Source organism: Bradyrhizobium sp. JR4.3 (assembly GCF_040547695.1).
GTDB classification, from domain to species: Bacteria; Pseudomonadota; Alphaproteobacteria; order Rhizobiales; family Xanthobacteraceae; genus Bradyrhizobium; species Bradyrhizobium canariense.
The window spans coordinates 502,288-525,453 of sequence record NZ_JBEPQF010000001.1; the positions used below are offsets into that span (position 1 = coordinate 502,288).

Genomic DNA, 23,166 nt, shown 5'->3' on the forward strand with positions numbered 1-23,166 from the left:
CTGAAGAATTACCGCGGCAGCTTGGCGATCGCTTCGCTCAATTCGTGGATCTCGTAGGGCTTGCGCAGGATCGGGAAATCGCCGCGCACGCCGGCGGCGACTTCGCTGTAGCCGGTGGCGAGCAGGATCGGCAGGCCGGGGCGGATCTGGCGGAGGTGATGGGCGAGGCTGAGTCCGTCCATCTTGCCGGGCATGACGATATCCGAGAACACGAAGTCGACGCCGTTCTTCTCTATCTCGCTCAAAGCGGCTTCGGCGTCCGCGACCCGGCGCACCTGATAGCCGAGCTGCTCCAGAAGACCGATGCTGACGGCGGCGACGTCCGGATTGTCCTCGACCAGCAGCACCGTGCCGCTGCCTTGGAACGCCGGTTCTCCCGCCGCCTCGCGCGACGGTTCGTCTTCTCCGCGCGGCAGGAGAATGGTGAAGGTCGTGCCCTTGCCGAGCGCGCTCGCGACCCGCACCGTGCCGCCGGCCTGATGGGCGAAGCCGTGCACCTGCGAGAGACCGAGGCCGGTGCCCTTTCCGATCGGCTTGGTTGTGAAGAACGGCTCGAAGATCTTGTCGAGAACGTCGGAGGGAATGCCGAGGCCGGTATCGCTGACGTCGATCGCGATGAATTGGCCCACGAGGGGGTCCTCGTCGAGCACGAGATTGCGCGCTGCGATCGTCACCGTGCCTCCGTCGGGCATCGCGTCGCGGGCATTGATGACGAGGTTGAGCAGCGCGGTCTCGAGCTCGGAAACGTCGGTCCTGATCGGCCAGACGTCGCCGCGGACGTCGAAGGCCAGGCGCACGGAGCTGCCGACGCCGGCATCGAGCACCTCGCGGATCGCCGCGATGCGGTCGGCGAAATCGATCGCCTGCGGATTGACGCTCTGCCGCCGTGCGAAGGTGAGGAGCTGGTTGGTCAGCGCCGCGCCGCGCCTGGTGGCGGTCTCGATCGCCGAGATCGCGCGCTGCAGCTTGGCTTCGTCGTCGGCCCCTCGCTTCAGCATGTGCAGGCTGCCGCTGATGATCATCAGGAGGTTGTTGAAGTCGTGGGCGACCCCGCCGGTGAGCTGGCCGAGCGCATCGAATTTCTGGGATTCGGCGAGCTGCTTCTGCATCGCCTCGAGCTTGAGCTGGGTGTTGCGGCGCTCGGTGATGTCGCGCGTGATCTTGGCGAAGCCGACCAGCTCGCCGGCCTCGTAGATCGGATCGATCACGACGCTCGCCCAGAAGAAGGTGCCGTCCTTGCGGACGCGCCAGCCTTCCTCCTCATAGCGGCCCTTTTCCCGCGCGATGCCGAGCGCACGGGCGGGCTTGCCGTTGGCGCGGTCGGTCTCGGTGTAGAAACGGGAAAAGTGCTGGCCCAGGATCTCCCCGGGCGAATAGCCCTTGATGCGCTCGCCGCCGATGTTCCAGCTGGTGATCCTCCCGGTGGGATCCAGCATGTAGAGCGCGTAGTCCGCAACTCCTTCAACTAAGAGCCGGAAACTGCGTTCGCTTTCGAACAAGTCCCTCTGCTGACTAGACTTCTCGACCATTCCCGGACCCTGCCTCAACGGGGGCAAACGCAGCACGTGGCGGATTGTTCCCGGAGTTTGGAACATTTTTAGGCAACATTGCGAGCCCGTATGCAGGACGCAAGCTAGCAGACGCTCGCAGCGTTAAAGGCGAGCTTGTAAACCGGTCTGGCGTCAGACCGCCGCCACGCTCCGAAACGTCGCCGCCACCGCGCGCAATGCCGCGAGCTTGGCGGGATCGCTGACCTTCGAATGGAGCATCACCTTCGAGCTGCCGAGTTTTGGCAGCTTGTTGGCGAGGCCGACATCGACCAATCCGGGAGGTGCGATCCGCCGCGCCAGCGGTGCGATTGCAAGTCCGGCAAGTGCGGCCGCGACTACCGCCGTGACGCCGCCGCCGACAAAACGCTCGCGCCAGGCGAGGCCGGCCTTGTCGAGCGCGCGCACGGCGATGGCGCGGACCCCGCAGGGCGGGGCGAGCGTCGCGAGCGGCAAAGGCTGCCCCTTTGGCACGGTGAAGCGTCGTGACGCGAACCAGCCGAATTCGTCCTCGGCCAGCTTCTCTCCGCCGCGCCGGCTGCCTTCCTGGCGCACGATCACCGCGTCCAGTTGGCCCGCATCATAGGCCTCCTGCATCTCGCGCGAGAAGCCGATGGTGACGGCGAGCGTGAGGTTCGACGACATCGCATGCAGGCGTTCGAGCAGGGGTACCAGCTCCGGCCCCGCAGCATGGTCGGAGATGCCGAGCGAGAGCGACTGCGCGACTGAGGCCTCGCCCGACAGCGCGCGGTCATGCGCCGCGATCAGCGCCCGGGCGCGATCGAGGAACGTCGCGCCGTCTGCCGTGAGCCGGACCGCGCGCGGCGAGCGCTCGACGAGACGTTTTCTCAACAGCGTCTCCAGCCGCTGCAGCTTGAGGCTGACGGCCGCCTGAGTCGTGCCAAGCGCTTCGGCGGTCCGCGTAAAACTCTGGAGGTCGGCGACCAGCAGGAAGGCCTGGATGGTGGCGATGTCGAGCGTTGCTGTCATTATGAAATCTTATCACTGGTATCAACAGAGATAAGATACCAAAATGTCGATGGCGGGTCTAGCTTCTCCCCAACGCCGCGCAACACCTGCGCGACATCCGAGGAGAACAACCATGCCGCTGATCACCGTGTCCTACACCACCTCCCGCCAGTCGCCCTCGCTGAAGGCCGACATCGCGAGCGCCGTATCCGAGCTCACCGCAAAAATCCTGCACAAGGATCCTGAGGTCACCGCCATCATCGTGAAGTCGGTGGAGGCGGGCGACTGGTTCGCCGGCGGCAAGTCGCTCGCGGAGCAAAAGCTCGCGAGCTACTGGATCGACATCCACGTCAGCGAAGGCACCAACACCAAGGACGAGAAGGCCGCCTATCTCGCCGCGATGTTCCAGCGCATGGCCGGGATCCTGGGCCCGCTGCATCACGAGACCTATCTGCATGTCGACGAGGTCAAGGGCGACGCCTATGGCTTTGGCGGCCTGACCCAGGAGCGGCGCTACATCGCCGGCAAGCTCGAGGTCTCGCCGGAGAAGGCATGAGGAGCGAGGCCGCGGGTGAACAACCGCACCCGCGGCCTCAACCGGCTGCCAGGGATCGTCAGCTCGCTATGCGAAACTGAACTTCGTCCTTGTTCAGGAAACAGGTCTTGTCGAACAGCTTCAAATCGAGTGGGTTCGGCAGCCTGACATCGTCCAGGTCAGGGCAGGATTTGAGCGAGGGATCATAGGAACGGTCGATCTGCGAGATGAAGACGACGATCGATCCCTTGTCGCGCGCGAATGATTTCAACGCGCGCACCTGAACGGTGAGGTCGGGATTTTCCCGCCGCTGATCGAGCAGTTGCAGATAGTCGATCACCACGACCGTGCCGCGCGGTGCTGCGGCCATCTGCTTGACGACGTAGTCGGCACTGATGACGTCGGAGCAATCGACCTCGAAGAGTTTTTCGAATTGCGCTGGATCCGCGCCGATCGCCCGAAAACGATCCAGAACGTCTTTCTCGGTGTATTCGAGCGAGAAGAACGCGGCGCAGTGGCCCGACCGCATCGCCTCCACGGCAAGCCCGAGGCTCATCAGGGTCTTGCCCTGGCCGGGGCGCGCGCCGACCAGCACCAGGTCACCCGGTTGGAATTGCGGGAAAAGCCTGTTGGCCGGCGTCGCTGCGGCAGCTTTCGCCGCGAGCATGCTCCAGGCGGAAAATCCTTCCGTCGCGGCGATACGGTCGAGCGCATCGTGCAGCGGAATGCCTTCCCCGCGGGACAGGCGCTTCGCTCTTCGCTTCAGATGATAGATGGGTGCAGACAGTCTCATCGCTAAACCTCCCATTGCGAGCTGAAACGCAACCCCTCCTTATGCCTGGCGCTCGAACAGTCGGTCCGATGATCAATTCGCCCGGTATGAAATGTACTTTCCCGGCGGAGGGGGGAGGCGTGGGCGACACCGGAATCGAGCGTAGCTGATTCCGGGTTTGCGGAGAATGAGAGAGACCAGAAGTTAGGCCGCCGCTTCCGGCACAAGCGCCCGGGTCGGCCCGAACAGCTCCTCGAAGGCCTGCCGGAGCGCGACGTCGACATCGGCCATCGTCACGAGCCGGCCGAGATCGACCAGCGAGGTGACGCCGTAGCGGGGGTCGGCGACGCCGCAGGGCACGATGCCGGCGAAATGCGACAGCTCCGGCTCGACATTGATCGCGATGCCATGAAACGAGACCCAGCGCTTCAGCCGGACGCCGATGGCCGCGATCTTGTCCTCGTGGTCAGGTCCCTTGTCGGGCCGCTTCACCCACACGCCGACCCGGTCCTCGCGCCGCTCGCCACGGATGTTGAAGGCGGCGAGTGTCCGCAGAATCAGCTCCTCCAGGCTCGCGACATAGGCCCGCACGTCCGGCCGGCGGCGCTTCAGGTCGAGCATGACATAGGCCACGCGCTGGCCCGGCCCATGATAGGTGAGTTGGCCGCCGCGGCCGGTGGCAAAGGTCGGGAATCGGGCATCGAGCAGGTCGGTGGCCTTGCCCGAGGTGCCGGAGGTGTAGAGCGGGGGGTGCTCCAGCAGCCAGACCAGCTCCGGGGCTTCACCGGCCGCGATCGCCGTGACGCGCGCCTCCATGTCAGCCACGGCCTCCGGATAGGGCACGGGCGCGTCCGAAATCCGCCACTCCACGGGCTCGCCGGAGGAGGCGGAAAACGACGTCAAATCGAGCTCTTGACGCTGGTTTTGGCGGGGGTTTCGAGGTGAATTAACCATTGGCTAACCATAACCAGGTGATGATCGCAGGCGCAAATTCCAAGTCCCTAGTCCTAGTCCCAAGTTGCGGTGGTCCTGAAGTGCCTACTCTCGACAAAGTCACCGTGGATCTCATGGTCGTCCTCGGGACGACCACCATGCCGATCCATCAGGTATTGCGTCTTTCCCGCGGCGCCATCATCGAGCTGGACGCAACCGAGGCCGACGAGGTCAAGGTTTTGGCCAATAATCTGCCGGTCGCCTCCGGCGTCGTGCTGGTCGACCGCAACCGCATCGCGGTCGAGGTCAAGCAGATGCTGCCACGTATCCCGGGGACGCGGTAGCGGCGCGGGCACGCAGTAGCGGCCCGAGCAGGCGGAAAAGGCCGATCCCGGCGCAAGGAGCCGGAACTTTCCTGCAAAGCTTGTGGAATTCAGGGCCTTTGGAGGCTTGTACCCCTCTGACGGATTTGTTAGATCGGCGCCGTTGATCCGGTTGGCCTTCAAGCCTCAAGCCGGCATCCCCAAAAGCGCTCGTGGCGGAATTGGTAGACGCGCTGCCTTGAGGTGGCAGTGAGTAAAATCGTGGGGGTTCGAGTCCCTCCGAGCGCACCAAGCAAACAGACACGCGAAGGATCTTTTCGCGATCTTCAGTGCCCGCCCGGTTCGCGCTGCGAAGCCTGGAATGGGGTCTCCAGAAGTCTCCGATTTTTGATCTCCCGGCCGAGGGTTCGCTCCGTCGGCGCGGTCCTCGTTCGCGACCCGTCATCACTGCGGCAAGGTCAGCAGGAGCCACGTGCCCGCGGCCACACAGGCGATGCCGGCAGCGCGCGCGATCCAGCGTCCGACCGGCGTGACTTTCTCCAAAAGTACAAGCAACGACAAAAGCGCGATCCAGAGTACGTTCATCACGCCGCCCACGAACAACAGCGCCATCAAAACCCAGCAGCAGCCGACACAATAACCTCCATGCCGAAAGCCAAGCAGCACGCATCCTCGCAGCTCGCTGCGAAAGCCGCCGTGGCGCATCAGGAATAGAAACGGCGACTGGCATTGGGCGAGACAGACGTCTTTGAGCCGCGTCCATTGATAGATGCCCGCCGCGATCAGCACGATGGCGCCAAGCACGTTGCTCGCGATCGCCATCCGGGAATTCAGCAGGGCGGCCCGCTCGATCGCCCATTGGAGCAAGGTGGCTGCCAGCGAAAAGCCGCACCAGGCGAAAAGATAACCGGCAGCAAACCAGCCGGTCGCGGCGAATGGCTTGCCTTGCGCTTTGCCCTGTCGGCCTACGCGGGCGTACATCAGGATCATCGGCGCGGCCGAGGGAGCCATCATTCCGACCATCATCACCGCCCACATCAGGAACACATAGGCGAACTCGATCGCTCGCCACGGCTCGTTGGCCGGCAACATGATTCCGGTCCCGGCCGGGATCATACGGAACTCGGTCATGTCCATACCGCCCATGTCCATGTCGTTGGCCAGCCAGAGCACATAGCTCCACGCCAGCGCGACAATGAGGACGATCGTGCCGACGACGATCCAGCGATCGCGCCGCAGCACGGCTTCCAGGGGGCTGTCCGTCATTTGCGATCGATGTTGTGCGATCGATGTCGCCGGCCGCCGATGCAGGCCGGTATCGGGAGTTACATCACACCTGGTTCGACCAGCGGATCGGCGCATAGAGGCCGTTTCTGCCGGAATTATCCCAGCGCATGCCATGATCGCTGAAGGTATTGCCGGCGGCGCCAACGGCCATCACCATTGCGTCGGGGCTGACCGGATGGCCGATGTTCGTCCACATCTCGCCGCTCGGATGCATGGTCGGTAGCGGATTGACCGACATGTGCAGGATGCCGGGGATTTCCGCGGACCGCGTCTTGCCGTCGATCCGGAACGTGATCGGGACCTTGCGCACCCCGAGGTTCTTGCTGATCAGCGGCGCGAACGCAGCCATGGGACCACCGGCGCCGCCGGTGAAGATTGCAGCCAAGGCCTCGGTCTGGTCATCGTTGGCGCGCTGATCGATATAGGCGGCGACCGACCAGTCTCCGTCCGCCATCACCCCAGGTGCGTGGAGGATGACGAGCACATTCAGCTCATCGAGCGCGATATCGCCATAGCGGCCGGTCTCGATGTGGAAGATCAGCGGTACGTTGCAGAAGCCCTCAGTCGGTCGCGCGGTCAACGGGGGCGCCGCCGACACCAGGCAGGGACAGACGATGCTGCAACTGCAATTCTCGAAATAGTCACCGGAAAGGTGCCATGGGACATCCGCCATTGCTGTCTCCCGCTTGGCCGAACCCGATAGATGCTTTCGAATGAGCTACGTAGAGTTGAAAATTACGCTTGGTTGGGAAGCGGCGCAAGCCGATTCCACCGACGCCGGGCTTCTCTGGATTGGTCTGCGTCGGCAAGCACTTCCTCCGGAGCGGATGACCGGGGAACGATGGCCGTCGGAATCGCATTGCAGTCGGTGAGCTCGCTGCGGAAATGCCGGCTCCCGGCGCGCGGCCATGTTCCTGATGGTGAAAGACGATGAGAGACAGCGCGTCGGAAGTGACCGACATCAGCGACGCCGTTCACTTGTGCATCGACATGCAGAACATTTTCGCTCCTGGCGGTCTCTGGGAGACGCCATGGATGGCGAGGGTCTTGCCGACGATCGCCTCGATCGTTTCGCGCCATCAGGCCAGAACGATCTTCACGCGATTCATCACGCCCGAGGACCCGGAAGATCGGCCCGGACAGTGGCAGCGCTATTTTCGTCGCTGGCGCGAAGCGACCCGCAAACATCTGCCGCCATCCGGTCTCGAACTCGTGCCGGCCCTGAGCCGCTTCGTTCCGCCGGCTGTCGTCATCGACAAGCCGGCCTATTCGGCATTCAGCAATCCCGGCCTCGCGAGTCTGCTGATCGAGAAGAATGTCGGCACGGTCGTCATCACCGGGGCGGAGACGGACGTCTGCGTGCTCTCGACGGTCTTGAGCGCCGTCGATCTCGGCTTTCGGGTCGTCATCATCGAGGATGCGCTGTGCAGCTCGTCCGACGTCGGCCATGATGCGCTCATGACGATGTACCGCACCCGCTTTCGCGGCCAGGTCGATCTGATGACCGCCGAGGAATTGGCGGAGTTCTGGCGGGAGTAGGGGACGATCCGCTCAATTGACATTGTCGCCGAGCATGTTGTGGAAGGCGGTGGCGACGGCGGCAATGCCGCTGGCGCCGTGCATCAGCGCGATCTCGCCCTGCTGCTCGTGGCGGATGGCGTGGGCCATCACACGCAGGCGCAGATCGCCGCCGCTATGCCACATCTGGTCGGCCATCTTGACTGCGCCTGCGTGATGCTTGCTCATCGTTTCGACGAACAGCGTGTCGAATCGGTCCGCCGGCGCGGCCTTGACCTGCCGCATCTCGGCCTGTGTCAGGAAGCCCGGCATGGCGGCACGTTCGTCCGAGCTGCAATCGGGCATCTCGGTGTCGAACCAGCTCAGCCACCACGTTTCGAAAATCCGGTTCTCGCCGGTCTGGCTTGCGACCATCAGCATCGCCAGCTTTCGCAGATGCGGGTCCTGTGCGCGCTCTGCGGCAATCCGCGCCAGCGCGATGCCCTGGGCGTGATGCGCGGTCATGTGACGGATGTAAGTCTGGTCGGCGTCCCTGTCGCGGCCCATCCACGGCGGCTCGTAACCATGGCTGCCGAACAACGCGGCCGCGCCGAGCAGTGCGATCAAAGCCAGCGCGCCGGTGATCCAGGCGTTGGTGAAGCGAACATCGCGCGCGGGTGCCGCGCCTCGTCTCCAGCGCAACCGGGCGAACAGGGGGTACATCACCGCCGAGGAGCTGTGGACGAGCAGGCCGATCCAGTAGGGCTGCTGCAGCGTGAACAGCGGCTGCCAGAACGGAAACAGCGGCACCAGCACGAACCATTCCATGCTTGACGAGAACACGGCCCAGGGCAGCGCGAGCAGCAGGATCGTGAGCGGCCGCAGGTCGGCGGTCCAGCGCCCGAGCACACCGAAGAACACCAGCGCCCAGGAGAAATCCGCCCATTGGTGGAAGGCGATCCCTGCAAGGATCGCGCTCCACGACGGCTCTGCGCTGATCGCCCAATCGCGTGCGGGGATGGCGGCCACCGTCAGCCAGTCGACGGCGGCATCGCGTCCGATGCGCGCGGCGAAGAGCTGGCTGACGATGGTCGAGAAGGTGCTGCTGATCAGGCCGAGTTCGGCAGCGGCGACCCAGCGCGAGCGTCGCCGTGAGGCGCCTTTATCACCGGTGCGAATTGAATTGGAAATGGTCGACGGCGCGGCGGCGTTCACGTCAGCTGATTGAGTTTCTTCAACGGATTGAGTTCGCTCGGCTTGCTCTGTTCGTCCCGGCCGCGCTCCGCTTGCTCCTTGCCTTCCTCATGGAGATCCTGATCGCCGACGATCTCGCCGACGGCCTGTTTCGCCTTGCCAGCGATCCGCTGACCGAGGCCCTTGGTCTTGCTCATGGTCTGCCTCCAGGCTCACGCCGCCACCCCGGCGCTTGAAAGGGGATGAGCGCCGGGGCCGCGGTTCGTCTATTCAGCCTCCGGCAGGGGGGCGTCGGAAGCGTTGAGTGAGACGCTCTGACGCGCTGATGGTTCCTCGGCCGTCATCGTGCGTCGAGTGCAATGATCACGCCTTCATTGCCGCGGAGCAGGATGGAGGCGTCCGGCAACGGCTCGGACGGCCGGTCGAGGTGCGTGGACATCAGCAGGCGGCCGCGACCTTGCCAGTGCCATTTCCGCGGCTCAGCGGCGATGTTGAGCGCGACCAGAATGTCGTTGCCGCCGTCCGTCCGCCTGTAGGCAAGAACGTCGTTCTGCGCGCGTAGCGGCTCGTAGCCGCCGTGACGCAGGCACGCGTGCTCGCGCCGCAGCGTCATCAGCGCGCGAAACAGCGCCAGGATCGAACGTGGGTCGCGCTGCTGCGCGGCCACGTTGGCCGCGCCGTCGGGCGGCTCGAGCGGCAGCCATGGATCGCCGGTTGTAAAGCCGCCGTTGCTGCTGTCATCCCATCGCATCGGCGCGCGTTCGGGATCGCGGCAAAGGCCATACCCCGGCACGAGCTTTTCGAAGGGATCGTGGACGCGGTCGGGCGGAATGGGAACGCGCTTGCGGCCGATCTCGTCGCCCATGAAGAAGAACGGCGTTCCCCGCAGTGTCATCAACAGCATCGCCAGCACGCGCATTTGCGCGTCGCCGATCGTGCTCGCGATTCGCTGCTTGTCGTGGCCACCGATCACCCAGACCGGCCATGCATGATCCGGGATAGCGTTGAAATACGCGTCGATCGTTGCTTGCAGGGACAGCGCGTCCCATTGCGAGTCCAGCAGCGCGAAATTGAGCGGTAGATGCAAGCGCGGTCGGTCGTTGCCGTAGAAGTGGCCGATGCGGTCGGTCTTGCCCTGGACTTCGCCGCACAACATTCGTCCCGGATACCCGTCGATCACCTCGCGGATGAATTCGATGCAATCCATCGTCTCCGGGCGATCGTCGGTAAAGACGGGCGTCTGGCGCTGCGGCGGCGGCTTGCCTTTCGCTCGCGGGTTATGCGGATTGTCGCGCAGCAGCGCGTCCTTGATCAGGACCGCGCTGGCGTCGACGCGGAAGCCGTCGACGCCGCGATCGAGCCAGAAGCGCATGACATCGGCGATCGCGGCGCGCAGCTGCGGGGTGCGCCAGTTCAGATCGGGCTGCTCGACCAGGAAGGAATGATAGTAATATTGCCGCCGCGCCTCGCACCATTCCCAACCGCTGCCGCCGAAGCGGCTCAGCCAATTGTTGGGCGGGCCGCCATTCTCGGCCGCGTCGGCCCAGATGTACCAATCGGCCTTCGCGCTGTTCCGTGAGCTGCTGCTCTCGACGAACCACGCGTGATCGTTCGCGGTATGGTTGGGCACGAGATCGAGAATCAGGCGGATCTCCGCCGCGTGCAGGGCCTTGAGCAGGCGGTCGAACGCCTCGAGGCTGCCGAACGCAGGGTCGATGGAGCAGTAGTCGGAGATGTCGTAGCCGAGGTCGCGGAACGGGCTCTTGGAGATCGGCGTCAGCCACACCGCATCGATGCCGAGCCATTTCAGATAGTCGATGCGTGACGTCAGGCCGGCGAGGTCGCCCTTGCCGTCACCGTCCGAGTCCTGGAACGAGATCAGTGCGATTTCGTAGATGACGGCGGTTTCCCACCACGCACCTTCGTTACGGGACGCCTCACTCATTGCCTTGCATCACTGTCTTACATCACCTCGTCGTGCGTCCTCAGGTCCGCCCCGCCGTGGCGTGCGCTGCGATCTGCTTGGCAGCGGTTCGAGCGCCCTCGATGCCCTTGGGATAGCCGCTGCGGTTCGGATACAGCTTGCGCCGCTCGTCGCGCGGCGGACGCCGCGGCTTGGTGTCTTGCGCGGCGCGGTAGTCGAGCATCGCGATGCCGCCGACCATCAGCAGCGCCAGCGCGATATTGCCCTTTTTGGGATTGTCCGCGGTCAGCCCCGAGAGCAGCGCGGCGGCATCGAGGCCGTCGCCGCCGACGCGGGCCCACAAGCCGGCGTTCTTGTCGACGGAGAGCGACATGATCCCGGCAAGGATCTCCCGCACGCCGAAGGCGCGGACCAGCGTCTCATGGCCTTCCATGCCCAGCGTCTCCGTGACGCGCCGCGGCGCGAAGAATTCGACGACGCCGAGGCCAATGCTGAACCAGCCGAGCGCACGCGCGAGCTGGTCTTCGGTCCGCTTCAGGCTCGGGCCGCCGGCGACGATCTTGGGGTCGCCCTTGGTGCGAACGATGTTGGAGAAATGAAACATGGATATTGCTCCTCAGGGCTTCAGCACGACCTTGACGCAGGAGTCGCGCTTGTCGCGAAACACCTGATACATCTCGGGGCCTTGGCTGAGCGGGACGGTGTGGGTAATGACGAAGGACGGATCGATCTGGCCTTCCTCGATGCGATGGAGCAAATCGTCGGTCCAGCGGTTGACGTGAGTCTGGCCGGTGCGCATGGTCAGGCCCTTGTTCATGAAGGCGCCCATCGGAAGCATGTCGGAGAATCCGCTGTACACGCCCGGCACCGAGATGATGCCGCCGGGCCGGCACACATAGATCATCTCGCGAAGAACATGCGGCCGGTCGCTCTCCACCATCACCATCTGCTTGGCGCGGTCGAGCAGCGTGTCGGGCAGGGAGGCCATCACATGCGACTCCATCCCGACGCAATCGATACACTTCTCAGGGCCTCTGCCGTCGGTGAGCTCCTCGAGCCGTTCCAGAACGCTCTCGTTTTCGAAGTTGATGGTGGTGGCGCCGCCGGCTTCGGCCATGCTGAGCCGCTCGGGCAGGCAGTCGATCGCGATCACCTGGTTGGCGCCGAGCAGGATGGCGCTGCGGATCGCCATCTGTCCCACGGGCCCGCAGCCCCAGATCGCGACCGTGTCGGTCGGCTCGATGTCGCATTGCACGGCTGCCTGCCAGCCGGTCGGGAAGATGTCGCTGAGAAACAGCAGCTGCTCGTCGGGAATGCCGGCGGGCACCTTGATATGGGTGGCATCGGCGAACGGCACGCGCAGATATTCGGCCTGACCGCCCGGATAGCCGCCGGTCAGATGCGTATAGCCGAACAGGCCGGCGCCCGAATGACCAAACGCCTTTTCCGCGAGATGACTCTTGCGATTGGTGGTTTCGCAGACCGAGAAATTGCCGCGCTTGCACTGGTCGCATTCGCCGCAAATGATGGTGAAGGGAACGACGACGCGGTCGCCCTTCTTCAGCTTGCCGTCGACGCCGGAGCCGACCTCGACCACTTCGCCCATGGTCTCGTGGCCCATGATGTCGCCGGGCAGCATGCCCGGAATGTAATTGTGAAAGAGGTGCAGGTCCGAGCCGCAGATGGCGCAGCTCGTGACTTTGATGATGGCATCACGCGGATCCTGAATCTCAGGATCGGTGACGGTGTCGCAGCGAATGTCTTCCTTGCCGTGCCAAACCAGCGCCTTCATCTCTGTCCTCCCGCGAGCTACGAGGCATCCAAGTCGAACAACGAACGATGGTTGCTATCGCACGTGGAAAATCTTCGCACCGCACAGTCTTCGGCGGGAGGTTTGCTTCGGCGGGAGGTTTGGCCTGGATAGGAACGAGAGGCGGTTGCAGCCATTGGAGCGTCATCAACGTCATCGCGAGAATACGAGAAGGATACGCTCATGCCCGCCAATCAACTTGCCGTCGTCACCGGCGCCTCCACCGGCATCGGCCTGGAACTCGCAAGATGCTGTGCCCAGGCAGGTTTCAACCTTGTCATCGCGGCGGATGAGCCCGAGATCGAGAGGGTGGCCGTCGATCTCCGCAGGCTCGGCGCCAGCGTCGAGCCAGTCGAGGCCGATCTCGCTACCACCGACGGCGTCGACAAGCTCTGCGCCGCGGTCGGCGACCGGCCGATCGACGCGCTGCTGGCCAATGCCGGCGTCGGCCTCGGCAAGGCATTCCTCGATCAGGATTTTGCCAGGATCAAGCACGTCGTCGACACCAACATCACCGGCACGCTGTATCTGATCCATCGCGCCGGCAACGAGATGCTCCGCCGCAATTCGGGCCGTATCCTGATCACCGGCTCGGTTGCCGGATTCACGCCGGGCAGTTTTCAGGCGGTCTACAACGCCAGCAAGGCGTTTCTCGATTCATTCTCTTTCGCGCTCCGCGAGGAGCTGCGCGACAGCGGCGTCACCGTTACCTGTCTGATGCCGGGCGCCACCGAAACGGAGTTCTTCCGCCGCGCCGACATGATGGACACCAAGGTCGGCACCGAGCAGAAGGATAGTGCCTACGACGTCGCGAAGGCCGGCTTCGACGCCATGTTGCGCGGCGATTCCGACATCGTGACGGGAATGAAGAACAAGATCCAGACCACAATCGCCAACGTCACGCCGAACGAGATGTTGGCCAAGCAACATCGCAAGATGGCGGAGCCGGGCACGGCGAAGTCGTAGAACGAGGCTCTCGCAATCTCTGCTGGGCGGTGCGGCCGATCCCGCAGACAGACACAAAGGAGCACGCCGATTCACATAGCCTAATGCGCAAAGCTCCCCGAGCCCTCAGACTGGTTCGGCTGGAAAAAGGGGGCTGCGATGCCGATGGATCGCGTCGAACAGGCCTTTGTCGCAACGGCAATCACGGGTTTTCTGGTGATGATGGCGGCGATCGTCTGGATGATGATGGGCTGATACCGGGGAGGGCTGCTGTTTGCGGATCGCATTGCCCTATGCTGCGGTGCTTTTGTGCCTGGCGGTGACCGCTTGGCTCGCTTTCGCGCATCTGTTCTGATCGCCGTCCGGCTCAACCGTTCGGATCGGAGATGAGCGCCGCCAGCCGCTGCGCCATCGCAGGCAGATCGATCGGTTTCTCCAGGATGGGCACGTCGTGGAATTCCGGACTGATCGTGACCTTGTCGTATCCGGTCGTAAAAATGAAAGGTATGTTCCGGGCCTTCAGTTCGCGCGCCACAGGAAAGATCATTTCACTGCGGATGTTCACGTCGAGCACAGCGGCATCCAGGATGCCGCCGTCACGCAGGATACTGAGCGCGTCATCGAGATCACCGACCGGCCCCGCGACCTCTGCACCGAGCGCCTGACATGCCTTGCCGATGTCATCGGCGAGAAAATATTCGTCCTCGACAATGAAGATGCGCCGCCCGCTGAGCGGCGACTGTGGACCTGACGATCCAGCCGAAATCGCCATGGTACCTTCCATCCCTTGCCTTCCATAGGAACATTGGGCGGTGACCCGCCTTGGTATAACGATACAACCGAAAGTGGGTTCCATGAGCAACCGCGACATCATCGTCATAGGTGGCTCGGCCGGCGCGACCGCGCCGCTGAAGCAGATCCTCGGCCGTCTCCCGCCCGATCTGCCCGCGGCGGTGTTCATCGTGCTGCACATCCCGGCGCAGGGCATCGGCATTCTCTCGACGGTCGCCAGCAGCGCCGGCCCGCTCCCGGTCCGGCAGGCCGAAAACGGCATGAAGATCGAGCCCGGCCAGGTTTATCTGGCCGCACCGGACCATCATCTGCTGCTGTCCGAGGATCACGTGTTCCTCGGGCGCGGTCCGCGCGAGAACATGGTCCGGCCGGCCATCGACGCCCTGTTCCGCTCGGCCGCCATCAACTACGGCCCGCGCGTCATCGGTGTGCTCCTCAGCGGCCTGTTGTCCGACGGTGCGGCCGGTCTCAACGCCATCAAGCGTTGCGGCGGAATCTCGGTGGTTCAGGACCCCTCGGACGCCATCGCCGATGAAATGCCAAGAAGCGCCCTGGAGGCGACCATCATCGATCTTTGCGTCCCTGGCGCCGGCATGGGCGACGTTCTGTCCGATCTCGCCAGGGAGGTTGCGGGTGCCGCGCTGCCGATCCCGCCCGAGATCCGGCTCGAGGTCGAGATCGCGGCGGGCGAACGGATCGGCAGTGACAAGCTCCTCTCGGTGGCTGATCCGGTTGCACTGACCTGTCCGGCCTGCGGAGGCGTGCTGTCCGAGATCAAGGAATCGCACCCGATGCGCTTCCGTTGCCAGGTCGGTCACGCCTTCGCCGCCGACATCCTCGCAAAAGAGCAGGAGGGGCAAGTGGATGAAGCCCTGCGGGTCGCACTGCGCATCATTGAGGAGCGGGCTGAGTTGGTGCAGCGCATGGCCTCGGACGGACGGCGCAACGGCCGGCCTGCGGTTGCCGAGATGTACCAGGCGCGGGCTGCCGAATATCGCGAATATGCCGACATGATCCGGAGGGTCGTGCTAAAGTCGCTCGATCCTCCGGTTCGCAAGCGGGAGGCCTGAGGAGGTCGCCATGACCATTTCCCTCGCCGAATGGACCGAGCAGCTCGATACCGAGCGCCGCCATCTGATCAAAGCCGATCGGGATATCGAGGAGGGTTCGCAGCGCATCCGCGATCAGGAGGATCGGATCCGTGAACTCAGTGCCGGTGGCCACGACGCCGGCCAGGCGGAGCGGTTGGTCGAGGTGCTGAAGCAGACCCTGACGGAATGGCTCCGCCACCGCATCCTGATCGAGCAGCGGATTAGCTATCTCCGGCAGCAAGTCGGTCCGGAGTGATCCAGGGGGCGTTGGCAGGCCGCCTAAGCTCCATGCCGAACACCCAATGCTCGCCGTACGGAACGCAGCGTGACGTTTCCGCCTTGCGCCTGTTGGGATAATATCAATTCTGCTATTTCCGGCGAGCGGGCGTCCTCTGGTTCCCGTCACTGAATGAGGCTATCGAGACCATGCATGAAATCGGCGACCAGCCGGTCGAAAGAGAGCGCCAGACCAGGTCTCCGCTGATCATCGGGGTGGGCGCCGCGCCGACAGCTTTGGATAGTGTCGAGCGGTTCTTTTCCAGGCTGACCGTAAGCGCCGACCAGGCCGTCGTGCTCGCGTTCCAGCATCATGAGGCCCTCGACGAGCCGCGGCTGCGCCAGATCGTGCGAAATTCCCACGGTGGCAAGATTTCCGACGTCGGTAACGGCCAGACCATCGAGGGTGGCACGATTTATCTGTGCCCGCCGGCGATGATCACGACGATCCAGGACGGTCGCTTCGCGGTCCGCGAGGCCGAGCAGGCGCCCGGAGAACGGGCTACGATCGACAGCTTCCTGGTGTCGCTGGCGGAAGAACGTGCCGAGCAATCGATCGGCGTGATCCTGTCCGGCATCGGCGGCGATGGCACGCTGGGTACCGCGACACTGAAGGATCACGGTGGCCTTGCCATCGCCGAAAAAGGCGCGAGCGACGAGGCGGATCATCTGAAGGACGCCGACACGCCGGCCGCGATCGCCGACTACGTGCTGACCGCGGAAGACATCGCTGAGCACATCCAGGTCTATGCCCGTCATCTGCGGCGGCTGGAGGAGAAGCAGGGATTCGACGAGGTGCTCGCCGCTGCGGCGACCTCGCTGTCGCGCATCGCCGACATCCTGCGCAGCAAGACCGGTAATGATTTCCACGGCTACAAGCAGAACACCTTCCTGCGTCGCGTGCAGCGGCGGATGCAGGTGGTCCAGATCGCCGAAATTTCGGCTTATGTCGATTTCCTGCGCAACGACCAGGACGAGGCGCAGCACCTCTTCAACGACCTCTTGATCGGCGTCACCGAATTTTTCCGCGACAAGCGCGAATTCGATGTGCTGGAGAGCCAGATCGTCCCGAGGCTCTTCGAAGGCAAGGATGCCGGCCAGCAGGTTCGGGTCTGGGTGCTCGGCTGCGCCACCGGAGAGGAGGCCTATTCGATCGGTATCCTCCTGCGCGAGCACATGGCCAAAATGGACTCCGCGCCGCAGGTTCAGATCTTCGCGACCGACATCGACGGACGGGCGTTGGCGGCCGCGCGCGTCGGCCGCTATCGCACCAAGATCGAGGCGGACATGACCAGCGAGCGCCTGGCGCGCTGGTTTGTGCGCGAAGGCGATACCTATTGCGTGGTCAAGGAGCTGCGCGAAATGTGCATCTTCTCGCAGCACAATGTCATCAAGGACGCGCCGTTCTCGAAGCTCGATCTCGTCTCCTGCCGCAACCTGCTGATCTATCTTAATGCCGAATTGCAGAACCGGGTGATTCCGCTATTCCACTTCGCGCTTCTGGCGGATCGTTTCCTGTTCCTCGGCAATTCCGAGAACGTGACGCGGCATCCAAAACTGTTCGTACCGGTCGACCGCCGCGCCCGCATCTTCAAGAAGCTCGAGACCGGAACGCGGCTGCCGCCGGAATTTCCGATCACGACCGCCGCGGAGAAGGCAAACCTCGAGATAGCGCCAGCGCGCTCCTTCCGCCCCGACATTGGGCTGGAGCGTCGCGCGCAGCGGATCGCGGAGCGCTATGCGCCCGCCTATGTCATTGCCGACAGCAACTTTCAGGTCCTGCACTTCTCCGGGCGCACCGGACGCTACATCGAGCCGACGGCAGGCGCCGCCACGCTCGATCTGCTCCAACTCGTCCACCGCGATCTTCGCCTGGACCTGCGCGCGGTGCTCAGCCGCGCGTCGGACACGAACGAGCCGGCCCATGCTGAGCAGGTGCAGCTCGGCGCCAACGGCCAGCACATTCCCGTCGACATCACGGTGGAGCCGATCCAAGAGGGCGGCAGTGGCGATCGCAATTTCGTCGTCCTGTTCAAGGACGGCCCGGTGCGCGCCATCGATGCCGACGAAGGCAAGCCCAATGCGTTGGTGCAGACCGAGCATGTCGAGCGTATCGAGGGCGAGTTGCGGGCGACGCGGGAGCGCCTTCAGGCAACCATCGAAGAGCTCGAAAGCACCAACGAGGAGCTGAAGTCCTCGAACGAGGAATACCAGTCGCTCAATGAAGAGCTTCAGTCCGCAAACGAAGAACTGGAAACCTCACGCGAGGAACTGCAGTCGGTCAACGAGGAATTGACCACCGTCAACGGCGAGCTGGCTCACCGCGTCCAGGAATTGACGCGCGCCACCAGCGACCTCGAGAATTTCCTGGAGAGCACGCAGATCGCGACCGTATTCCTCGACAACGATTTGCGCGTGATGAACTTCACGCCGGCGATTACGCAGGTTCTGCATCTCGTCGAAACCGACACGGGTCGCCCCATCGCGCACATCAAGGCCCGTATCCCGATCGAGGAGCTCTATGACGACATTCGCGGCGTGCTGCGGACGCTTGCCATCGCCGAGCGCGAGCTGAGGGATCCGGACAGCGGCACGCGCTACATCGTGCGCATCCTGCCCTATCGCAGCATCGACAACTTCATCGCGGGGGTCGTGATCACCTTCGTCGACATCACCGCCATTACCCGCGCCGAGGAGCGGCAGCGCCTGCTGCTGGCCGAGCTCCAGCATCGGGTCCGCAACACGCTGGGCGTGGTCCGCTCGATCGCCCGTCGCACGGCCGACAGCAGTTCGACGGTCGAGGAGTTTGCGTCCCATCTCGATGGCCGGCTCAACGCATTCGCCCGAACCCAGGCGTTGGTGACCCGCGATCCCGAGGGCGGCGTTGACCTCGAATACCTCGCGGTCGAGGAGCTGCTAGCCTATAATGCCAGGGAAGGTGAGCAGGTACGGGTCAGCGGCCCCACGGTGCGTTTTCAGTCGAAGGCCGCGGAAACCTTTGCCCTTGCCATTCACGAATTGGCGACCAACGCGCTCAAATACGGCGCCCTGAGCCGGCCGACTGGTCGCATCGAGATTTCCTGGCGCCTCGAGCAGGGCACCGACCCGGCGGAGCTGGTGTTCGAGTGGCGGGAGCGCGGTGGGCCGCCAGTTGCGCCGCCGCCGCACAAAGGATTTGGGGCCGAGCTTCTGGAGCGCACACTCGCGTTCGAGTTCAAGGGGCAGACCAGGTTGGCATTCAATCCGAGGGGACTGGAATGCACGATCACCATGCCCCTCAGCAAGCGGGCGTTTCATACACCGGCGGTGGCCAACTGATGCCCTTGTCGACGCTAGATCGCAGCCAGGTGGACCCGGTCATTCGCCGGCTAAACGTGCTGAGGCCGTTGTCGATGGAGGCCCGCACCTCGCTCGAATACGCAATGCTGGAGGGAATCCAGCGTGCAGGGGCGGGCGAGGATCTGATCTCGGAGGGCGATCCGGTCGACAGCGTGCGCCTCGTGCTGTCGGGCTGGCTCTGCCGCTACAAGACGCTGGAGGACGGCCGGCGCCAGATCGTCAATTTTCTCTTTCCCGGCGAAAGTTGCGACGCGCACGCGTTCCTGTTGTCGGTGATGGATCATTCCATCGCGGCGATGACGCCGGTCGTCTACACCGAAATCAAGCGCGCGCGGTTCGAAGGTCTCGTGGCGGCCGACCGCGCGCTGGCGGAAGCATTCTGGTGCGAGACGCTCGTCAACAACGCGATCCAGCGCGAATGGGCCATCAATCTCGGCCGCCGGGTGGCCTTTGAACGCGTGGCCCATCTGTTCTGCGAGATCATCGAGCGGCTGCGTCCTGTCGGCATGGTCGAAGGCAATTCCTGCGTGATGCCGGTGACGCAAATGGATCTTGCGGACGCCACCGGCCTGTCGGTGGTCCATCTCAACCGCACGGTTCAGGAGTTGCGCGCCTCCGGCCTGATCGTGCTGCGCGATCGCACGCTGACCATCACCGATCTCGATGCGCTCAAGGACGCGGCACTGTTCTCGCCGAGCTATTTGCAACTCTATCGACGGGCCTAAGCGTCTTCTCGGCTGTTCCGAGATACTTGATCCAGGTTAGCGTTCGCGGATGTTTTTTGAGCGGATGGCTGGTTTTGAGTAATTGACGTAACTTACGTGAAGGCGGTTTCGTCCCGAATCTTCTATCGTCGTTCGATGAATGACGTCCTGCTTGCCCGCGCTGAGCGCGCGATCGAAGCGAGCCGCGCCCTCCGGGCGCAGCGCAGAGCGGTCGCGGATCAGCTTGATGACGCCACGCGCGAGGTGCGCCGGGTGGTGATGGAAAGCGCGATGCTGCGCTCGGAGCTCAAGGCCCTCCGCGACAACCGGGAACAGCAGGATCTCAGACACCGCGTGCCGTCGGAATAGGAGCCGACGACATCAAACGCTAGCATGCGCCGGGATGGGTGCCTCGCTCAGCGCCGCTTCGCTGCTTTGGATCGCCTGTTGTAAGGCGAGCGGTTGACGGGCTTGAGCGAAATGCCTTCGCGCTGCGCCTTGCTGCGAATGGCCGCGACCGGGTGATGCTTCGCCGTTTCGTTTCGCATCGGCAAAATCCCGCACCGTTAACTTATTGAAATGCCGGAACCTGCGGTTGCGGCCGAAGCTGTGAACGCTGCCGGGCTGGGCCGCCCCGACCGGCACGAAACTCTGGCCCCGGCGCCGACCTCCCGCCGGGGCCAATTCCTCCCAATTCCTTCCATCTGAAGGGCTTTGTGAAAGTACAATGACCGCGAAACGCAACCGCAGGAAACAGACCCAATCGCTCCAGGAGCGGTTGGTGGCATTCGCCGAAGCCGCTCGCGAGCGCGCGCGCAGCCTGCCGCCCGGCAAGGAGCGTGACATGCTGCTTCGGCGCGCCAAGCAGAACGAGGTGACCTCCAACCTGACGGACTGGCTGAGCGAACCCGTATACCCGAGACGGGGAGGGTGACGATGCGGAGCATCAAGCACTACCGCGCGTTCCAGATCGATCCGGACGGGCATGTGTTTGGATGCATCAACCTGGTCTGCGACAATGATGAGCAGGCCAAGCGCGAGGCCGCCTCGCTCGTGCTGGTGCACCGCATCGAACTGTGGCGGCTGGACCAGCGCATCGCGCAGTTCGATGTGCCGCCGGAAGTTGTCCGTCAGTAGGGCGACGAGAGGAGAGCGAGAAGGAACCGCGCGCTGCGCCCCGGGTTGGTCGGACTGTACCGACCTCGCGAGGAGCCAGCATGACGGAAGCCGACATTCGCAAGGGGATGCCGCCCGTCAAGCTCTCGCGCGAGGCCTTCGAGCGCCGCTACCGGAGCCGGTTCGTCGATCCCGCCTTTGCACCGCTCCAGCGCGAGCTCGACGCCATCGTCGGCGCGGCCTGGGATGCCTACAGCAATTCACGCAAGGCCCCGCTGACGCGAAAGGCGGGCGCAGGATTCTCCGATCCCGATTACGACATCGCCGTCGACTGGCTCGATGCGCGCGCGAAGATCCTGGCGGCGCAGCGACGCCATGACGACGCGGACGAGACGCCGCGCATCCTCATCATCAACGGCTCGGCCCGTAGCGAGCACACCTGTCCCGGCGAGATGTCCAAGACCTGGCGTCTGGTCGAGCTCGCCAAGCCGGTCTTTGCCGAGCTTGGGCTTGCCGTCGACATCCTCGATCTGTCGCGCCTGGCTTCGGAGTTCGGCAAGACGATCCATCCCTGCAAATCCTGCGTCGGAACCGCGATGCCGCTCTGCCACTGGCCGTGCAGCTGCTATCCGAACTATTCGCTGGGGCAGACCGACGACTGGATGAACGATATCTATCCGCTCTGGATCGCGGCCCACGGCATCCTGATCGTGACGCCGGTGAACTGGTATCACGTGCCCGCCGGGCTCAAGGCGATGATGGATCGCATGGTCTGCGCCGACGGCGGCAATCCCGATCCGACCTCGACCCACGGCAAGAAGGCGGACGAAGCCAAGGCGCTGGAGCTGAAGGGCTGGTCTTATCCGCGCCATCTCGCCGGCCGTCATTTTGGCCTCGTCGTTCACGGCGATGCGGTCGGTGCCGAGGGCGTGCGCCGGGCCTTGTCGGATTGGTTGACCGATATGCAGCTGATCTCGGCGGGCCGCTTCGCCGAGCTCGATGGCTATGTTGGCTACATGGAGCCATACGCCACCTCGCACCGCGACCTCGATGACGACAGGGCATTCCAGACGGAGGTGAAGAACGTCGCGCGCGCGCTCGGCAATGCGGTCCGGCTGGCGCGGAGCGGACAGCTTCGCGCGCCCGGTGCGGGCCTGTCGGATCCAAACCCCAAATGAAGCCAAACTCCAGATGACTCGGAATGATCAGTCCTATGATTGCCTGATCGTCGGCGGCGGCCCCGCCGGGCTGATGGCCGCGATCTATCTCGCGCGATTTCGGCGCCGCGTCTGTGTCGTGGACGCAGGCGCGAGCCGGGCGGCGCTGATCCCGCGCAGTCACAATGTGCCGGGGTTCGTCCACGGCCTCTCCGGTACCGACCTGCTTGCGCGCATGTCCGCGCAACTGGGCGAGCTCGCGGTCACGCGGGTGGCCGCCGAAGTCACCGCCTTGCGGCGAGACGACGAGGGTTTTCAGGCGATCTGGAACGGCGGCGCGGATACGGCTGCTACCGTCATCCTTGCCAGCGGCATCGTCGACGCCCATCCGCCGTTCGACGAATGGCGCGCGGCGGTCGCAGACGGGCTGTTGCGCTACTGCCCCGTCTGCGACGCCTACGAGGCGATCGGCCGTCGCATCGGCATCGTCGGTCCGCTGCACCGTGCCGGCGGCAAGGCGCTCTTCATGCGCGGCTACTCACGCGACGTGACTCTGCTGGCAACGGGCGAGGATGACGGGAAGGCCGCGGCACCGGAGCTGAATGAATCGGGTGTCGAGATCGTCGTCGCGCCCGGCCTGCGCCTGAGGCGGAGAGACCACGGCGTCGAAGCCGTCTTCGCCAACGGCCGGACGGCGCAATTCGAGATGGTCTACCCGGTGATGGGTGCGGAGGTGCGCTCGCATCTCGCGATGAATCTGGGGGCCCAACATACCGGGGAGGGTTACCTGAAAGTCGACGATCATCAGCGCAGCTCGGTCGACGGCCTCTACGGCATCGGCGACGTCGTCACCGACCTGCACCAGATCTCGGTCGCGTTCGGCCACGCCGCGGTCGCCGCCTGCACGATCCACCACAGCCTGCCGCGGCGGCTGGCATGAGGAGCGGGGTATCGG

Annotated in this window: 26 protein-coding genes and 1 tRNA gene; 14 read left to right on the plus strand and 13 right to left on the minus strand. The window is 64.2% G+C overall.

What is annotated here, in order from left to right:
- Nucleotides 1-8: 8 nt before the first annotated feature.
- Together ABIB91_RS02625 and ABIB91_RS02630 are read right to left on the minus strand one after the other, a co-directional pair.
- Nucleotides 9-1,529, minus strand: coding sequence for a PAS domain-containing hybrid sensor histidine kinase/response regulator family protein (locus ABIB91_RS02625; protein WP_354158481.1), 1,521 nt, complete (start codon nucleotides 1,527-1,529; stop codon nucleotides 9-11).
- A gap of 153 nt (nucleotides 1,530-1,682) precedes the next feature.
- Nucleotides 1,683-2,537, minus strand: a complete 855-nt coding sequence (locus tag ABIB91_RS02630) for a LysR family transcriptional regulator (protein WP_354158479.1) — start codon at nucleotides 2,535-2,537, stop codon at nucleotides 1,683-1,685.
- 112 nt (nucleotides 2,538-2,649) lie between these two features.
- On the opposite strand from ABIB91_RS02630, the gene ABIB91_RS02635 reads away from it, so the two are divergent.
- Entirely contained in the window at nucleotides 2,650-3,072 is a 423-nt protein-coding gene (locus ABIB91_RS02635; protein WP_007603164.1) for a tautomerase family protein, read from the plus strand.
- 58 nt (nucleotides 3,073-3,130) lie between these two features.
- Here the strand turns inward: ABIB91_RS02635 and ABIB91_RS02640 are convergent, their stop codons facing one another.
- Both ABIB91_RS02640 and lipB read right to left on the minus strand, forming a co-directional pair.
- Nucleotides 3,131-3,844, minus strand: coding sequence for a DNA helicase (locus tag ABIB91_RS02640; RefSeq protein ID WP_354158477.1), 714 nt, complete (start codon nucleotides 3,842-3,844; stop codon nucleotides 3,131-3,133).
- Nucleotides 3,845-4,027: 183 nt separating this feature from the next.
- Nucleotides 4,028-4,777 carry a lipoyl(octanoyl) transferase LipB gene (gene lipB, locus ABIB91_RS02645; protein ID WP_354158475.1) on the minus strand — a complete coding sequence of 250 codons (750 nt, stop codon included), beginning with the start codon at nucleotides 4,775-4,777 and terminating at the stop codon, nucleotides 4,028-4,030.
- Between the two features lie 80 nt (nucleotides 4,778-4,857).
- Here lipB and ABIB91_RS02650 point away from each other — a divergent pair, with 80 nt between their 5' ends.
- Both ABIB91_RS02650 and ABIB91_RS02655 read left to right on the plus strand, forming a co-directional pair.
- Nucleotides 4,858-5,100, plus strand: a complete 243-nt coding sequence (locus ABIB91_RS02650; protein ID WP_007603171.1) for a FliM/FliN family flagellar motor switch protein — start codon at nucleotides 4,858-4,860, stop codon at nucleotides 5,098-5,100.
- A 185-nt stretch (nucleotides 5,101-5,285) separates the two neighbouring features.
- Nucleotides 5,286-5,370 (plus strand) — tRNA-Leu (locus ABIB91_RS02655).
- Between the two features lie 153 nt (nucleotides 5,371-5,523).
- On the opposite strand, the gene ABIB91_RS02660 is transcribed toward ABIB91_RS02655, so the two are convergent.
- Both ABIB91_RS02660 and ABIB91_RS02665 read right to left on the minus strand, forming a co-directional pair.
- On the minus strand, nucleotides 5,524-6,345 hold the full coding sequence (locus ABIB91_RS02660; RefSeq protein WP_354159280.1) for a DUF2182 domain-containing protein: 822 nt from the start codon (nucleotides 6,343-6,345) through the stop codon (nucleotides 5,524-5,526).
- A 64-nt stretch (nucleotides 6,346-6,409) separates the two neighbouring features.
- Complete coding sequence (locus ABIB91_RS02665) at nucleotides 6,410-7,039, minus strand: DUF1326 domain-containing protein (protein ID WP_007603175.1); 630 nt, start codon at nucleotides 7,037-7,039, stop codon at nucleotides 6,410-6,412.
- Between the two features lie 257 nt (nucleotides 7,040-7,296).
- On the opposite strand from ABIB91_RS02665, the gene ABIB91_RS02670 reads away from it, so the two are divergent.
- Complete coding sequence (locus tag ABIB91_RS02670; protein WP_354158472.1) at nucleotides 7,297-7,905, plus strand: cysteine hydrolase family protein; 609 nt, start codon at nucleotides 7,297-7,299, stop codon at nucleotides 7,903-7,905.
- Nucleotides 7,906-7,917: 12 nt separating this feature from the next.
- Here ABIB91_RS02670 and ABIB91_RS02675 read toward each other — a convergent pair whose 3' ends face one another.
- From ABIB91_RS02675 to ABIB91_RS02695, 5 genes are all read right to left on the minus strand, one after another.
- The gene (locus tag ABIB91_RS02675; RefSeq protein ID WP_354158470.1) at nucleotides 7,918-9,078 is read right to left on the minus strand and encodes a DUF305 domain-containing protein; all 1,161 of its coding nucleotides are present in this window, start codon (nucleotides 9,076-9,078) and stop codon (nucleotides 7,918-7,920) included.
- Nucleotides 9,075-9,254, minus strand: coding sequence for a CsbD family protein (locus tag ABIB91_RS02680; protein WP_007603181.1), 180 nt, complete (start codon nucleotides 9,252-9,254; stop codon nucleotides 9,075-9,077). The genes ABIB91_RS02675 and ABIB91_RS02680 overlap by 4 nt, the downstream gene beginning before the upstream one ends.
- A gap of 143 nt (nucleotides 9,255-9,397) precedes the next feature.
- Complete coding sequence (locus ABIB91_RS02685) at nucleotides 9,398-11,002, minus strand: alpha-amylase family glycosyl hydrolase (protein ID WP_354158468.1); 1,605 nt, start codon at nucleotides 11,000-11,002, stop codon at nucleotides 9,398-9,400.
- Nucleotides 11,003-11,042: 40 nt separating this feature from the next.
- Entirely contained in the window at nucleotides 11,043-11,585 is a 543-nt protein-coding gene (locus ABIB91_RS02690) for a hypothetical protein (protein WP_354158466.1), read from the minus strand.
- A 12-nt stretch (nucleotides 11,586-11,597) separates the two neighbouring features.
- Complete coding sequence (locus ABIB91_RS02695) at nucleotides 11,598-12,773, minus strand: zinc-dependent alcohol dehydrogenase (protein WP_219683989.1); 1,176 nt, start codon at nucleotides 12,771-12,773, stop codon at nucleotides 11,598-11,600.
- Between the two features lie 201 nt (nucleotides 12,774-12,974).
- Between ABIB91_RS02695 and ABIB91_RS02700 the strand changes: the two genes are divergently transcribed.
- Nucleotides 12,975-13,757, plus strand: coding sequence for an SDR family NAD(P)-dependent oxidoreductase (locus ABIB91_RS02700; RefSeq protein WP_354158464.1), 783 nt, complete (start codon nucleotides 12,975-12,977; stop codon nucleotides 13,755-13,757).
- Nucleotides 13,758-14,103: 346 nt separating this feature from the next.
- Here ABIB91_RS02700 and ABIB91_RS02705 read toward each other — a convergent pair whose 3' ends face one another.
- On the minus strand, nucleotides 14,104-14,508 hold the full coding sequence (locus tag ABIB91_RS02705) for a response regulator (protein WP_354159278.1): 405 nt from the start codon (nucleotides 14,506-14,508) through the stop codon (nucleotides 14,104-14,106).
- Nucleotides 14,509-14,590: 82 nt separating this feature from the next.
- Here ABIB91_RS02705 and ABIB91_RS02710 point away from each other — a divergent pair, with 82 nt between their 5' ends.
- The 5 genes from ABIB91_RS02710 (at nucleotide 14,591) to ABIB91_RS02730 (ending at nucleotide 20,307) form a co-directional block, all read left to right on the plus strand.
- Nucleotides 14,591-15,598, plus strand: a complete 1,008-nt coding sequence (locus tag ABIB91_RS02710; protein WP_354158462.1) for a chemotaxis protein CheB — start codon at nucleotides 14,591-14,593, stop codon at nucleotides 15,596-15,598.
- Nucleotides 15,599-15,608: 10 nt separating this feature from the next.
- Nucleotides 15,609-15,875, plus strand: coding sequence for a hypothetical protein (locus tag ABIB91_RS02715; RefSeq protein ID WP_219685671.1), 267 nt, complete (start codon nucleotides 15,609-15,611; stop codon nucleotides 15,873-15,875).
- Nucleotides 15,876-16,045: 170 nt separating this feature from the next.
- Nucleotides 16,046-19,213: a CheR family methyltransferase gene (locus tag ABIB91_RS02720; RefSeq protein ID WP_354158459.1), complete on the plus strand. Its 3,168-nt coding sequence runs from the start codon at nucleotides 16,046-16,048 to the stop codon at nucleotides 19,211-19,213.
- Nucleotides 19,213-19,959: a Crp/Fnr family transcriptional regulator gene (locus ABIB91_RS02725; RefSeq protein WP_007603201.1), complete on the plus strand. Its 747-nt coding sequence runs from the start codon at nucleotides 19,213-19,215 to the stop codon at nucleotides 19,957-19,959. Before ABIB91_RS02720 ends, ABIB91_RS02725 begins: the two co-directional genes overlap by 1 nt.
- A 96-nt stretch (nucleotides 19,960-20,055) precedes the next feature.
- The gene (locus tag ABIB91_RS02730; RefSeq protein ID WP_245286057.1) at nucleotides 20,056-20,307 is read left to right on the plus strand and encodes a hypothetical protein; all 252 of its coding nucleotides are present in this window, start codon (nucleotides 20,056-20,058) and stop codon (nucleotides 20,305-20,307) included.
- Between the two features lie 47 nt (nucleotides 20,308-20,354).
- Here ABIB91_RS02730 and ABIB91_RS02735 read toward each other — a convergent pair whose 3' ends face one another.
- A complete protein-coding gene (locus ABIB91_RS02735) occupies nucleotides 20,355-20,486 on the minus strand; it encodes a hypothetical protein (protein WP_354158457.1) in 132 nt (43 codons plus the stop codon).
- Nucleotides 20,487-20,665: 179 nt separating this feature from the next.
- Here ABIB91_RS02735 and ABIB91_RS02740 point away from each other — a divergent pair, with 179 nt between their 5' ends.
- The 4 genes from ABIB91_RS02740 to ABIB91_RS02755 all read left to right on the plus strand — a co-directional run bounded on the left by ABIB91_RS02740 (nucleotide 20,666) and on the right by ABIB91_RS02755 (nucleotide 23,151).
- Nucleotides 20,666-20,872, plus strand: coding sequence for a hypothetical protein (locus tag ABIB91_RS02740; RefSeq protein WP_007603205.1), 207 nt, complete (start codon nucleotides 20,666-20,668; stop codon nucleotides 20,870-20,872).
- Nucleotides 20,873-20,874: 2 nt separating this feature from the next.
- Entirely contained in the window at nucleotides 20,875-21,075 is a 201-nt protein-coding gene (locus ABIB91_RS02745) for a hypothetical protein (RefSeq protein WP_007603207.1), read from the plus strand.
- An 80-nt stretch (nucleotides 21,076-21,155) separates the two neighbouring features.
- Nucleotides 21,156-22,232, plus strand: coding sequence for a flavodoxin family protein (locus ABIB91_RS02750; protein ID WP_354158454.1), 1,077 nt, complete (start codon nucleotides 21,156-21,158; stop codon nucleotides 22,230-22,232).
- Between the two features lie 13 nt (nucleotides 22,233-22,245).
- On the plus strand, nucleotides 22,246-23,151 hold the full coding sequence (locus ABIB91_RS02755; RefSeq protein ID WP_354158452.1) for an NAD(P)/FAD-dependent oxidoreductase: 906 nt from the start codon (nucleotides 22,246-22,248) through the stop codon (nucleotides 23,149-23,151).
- The last annotated feature ends 15 nt before the right edge of the window (nucleotides 23,152-23,166 follow it).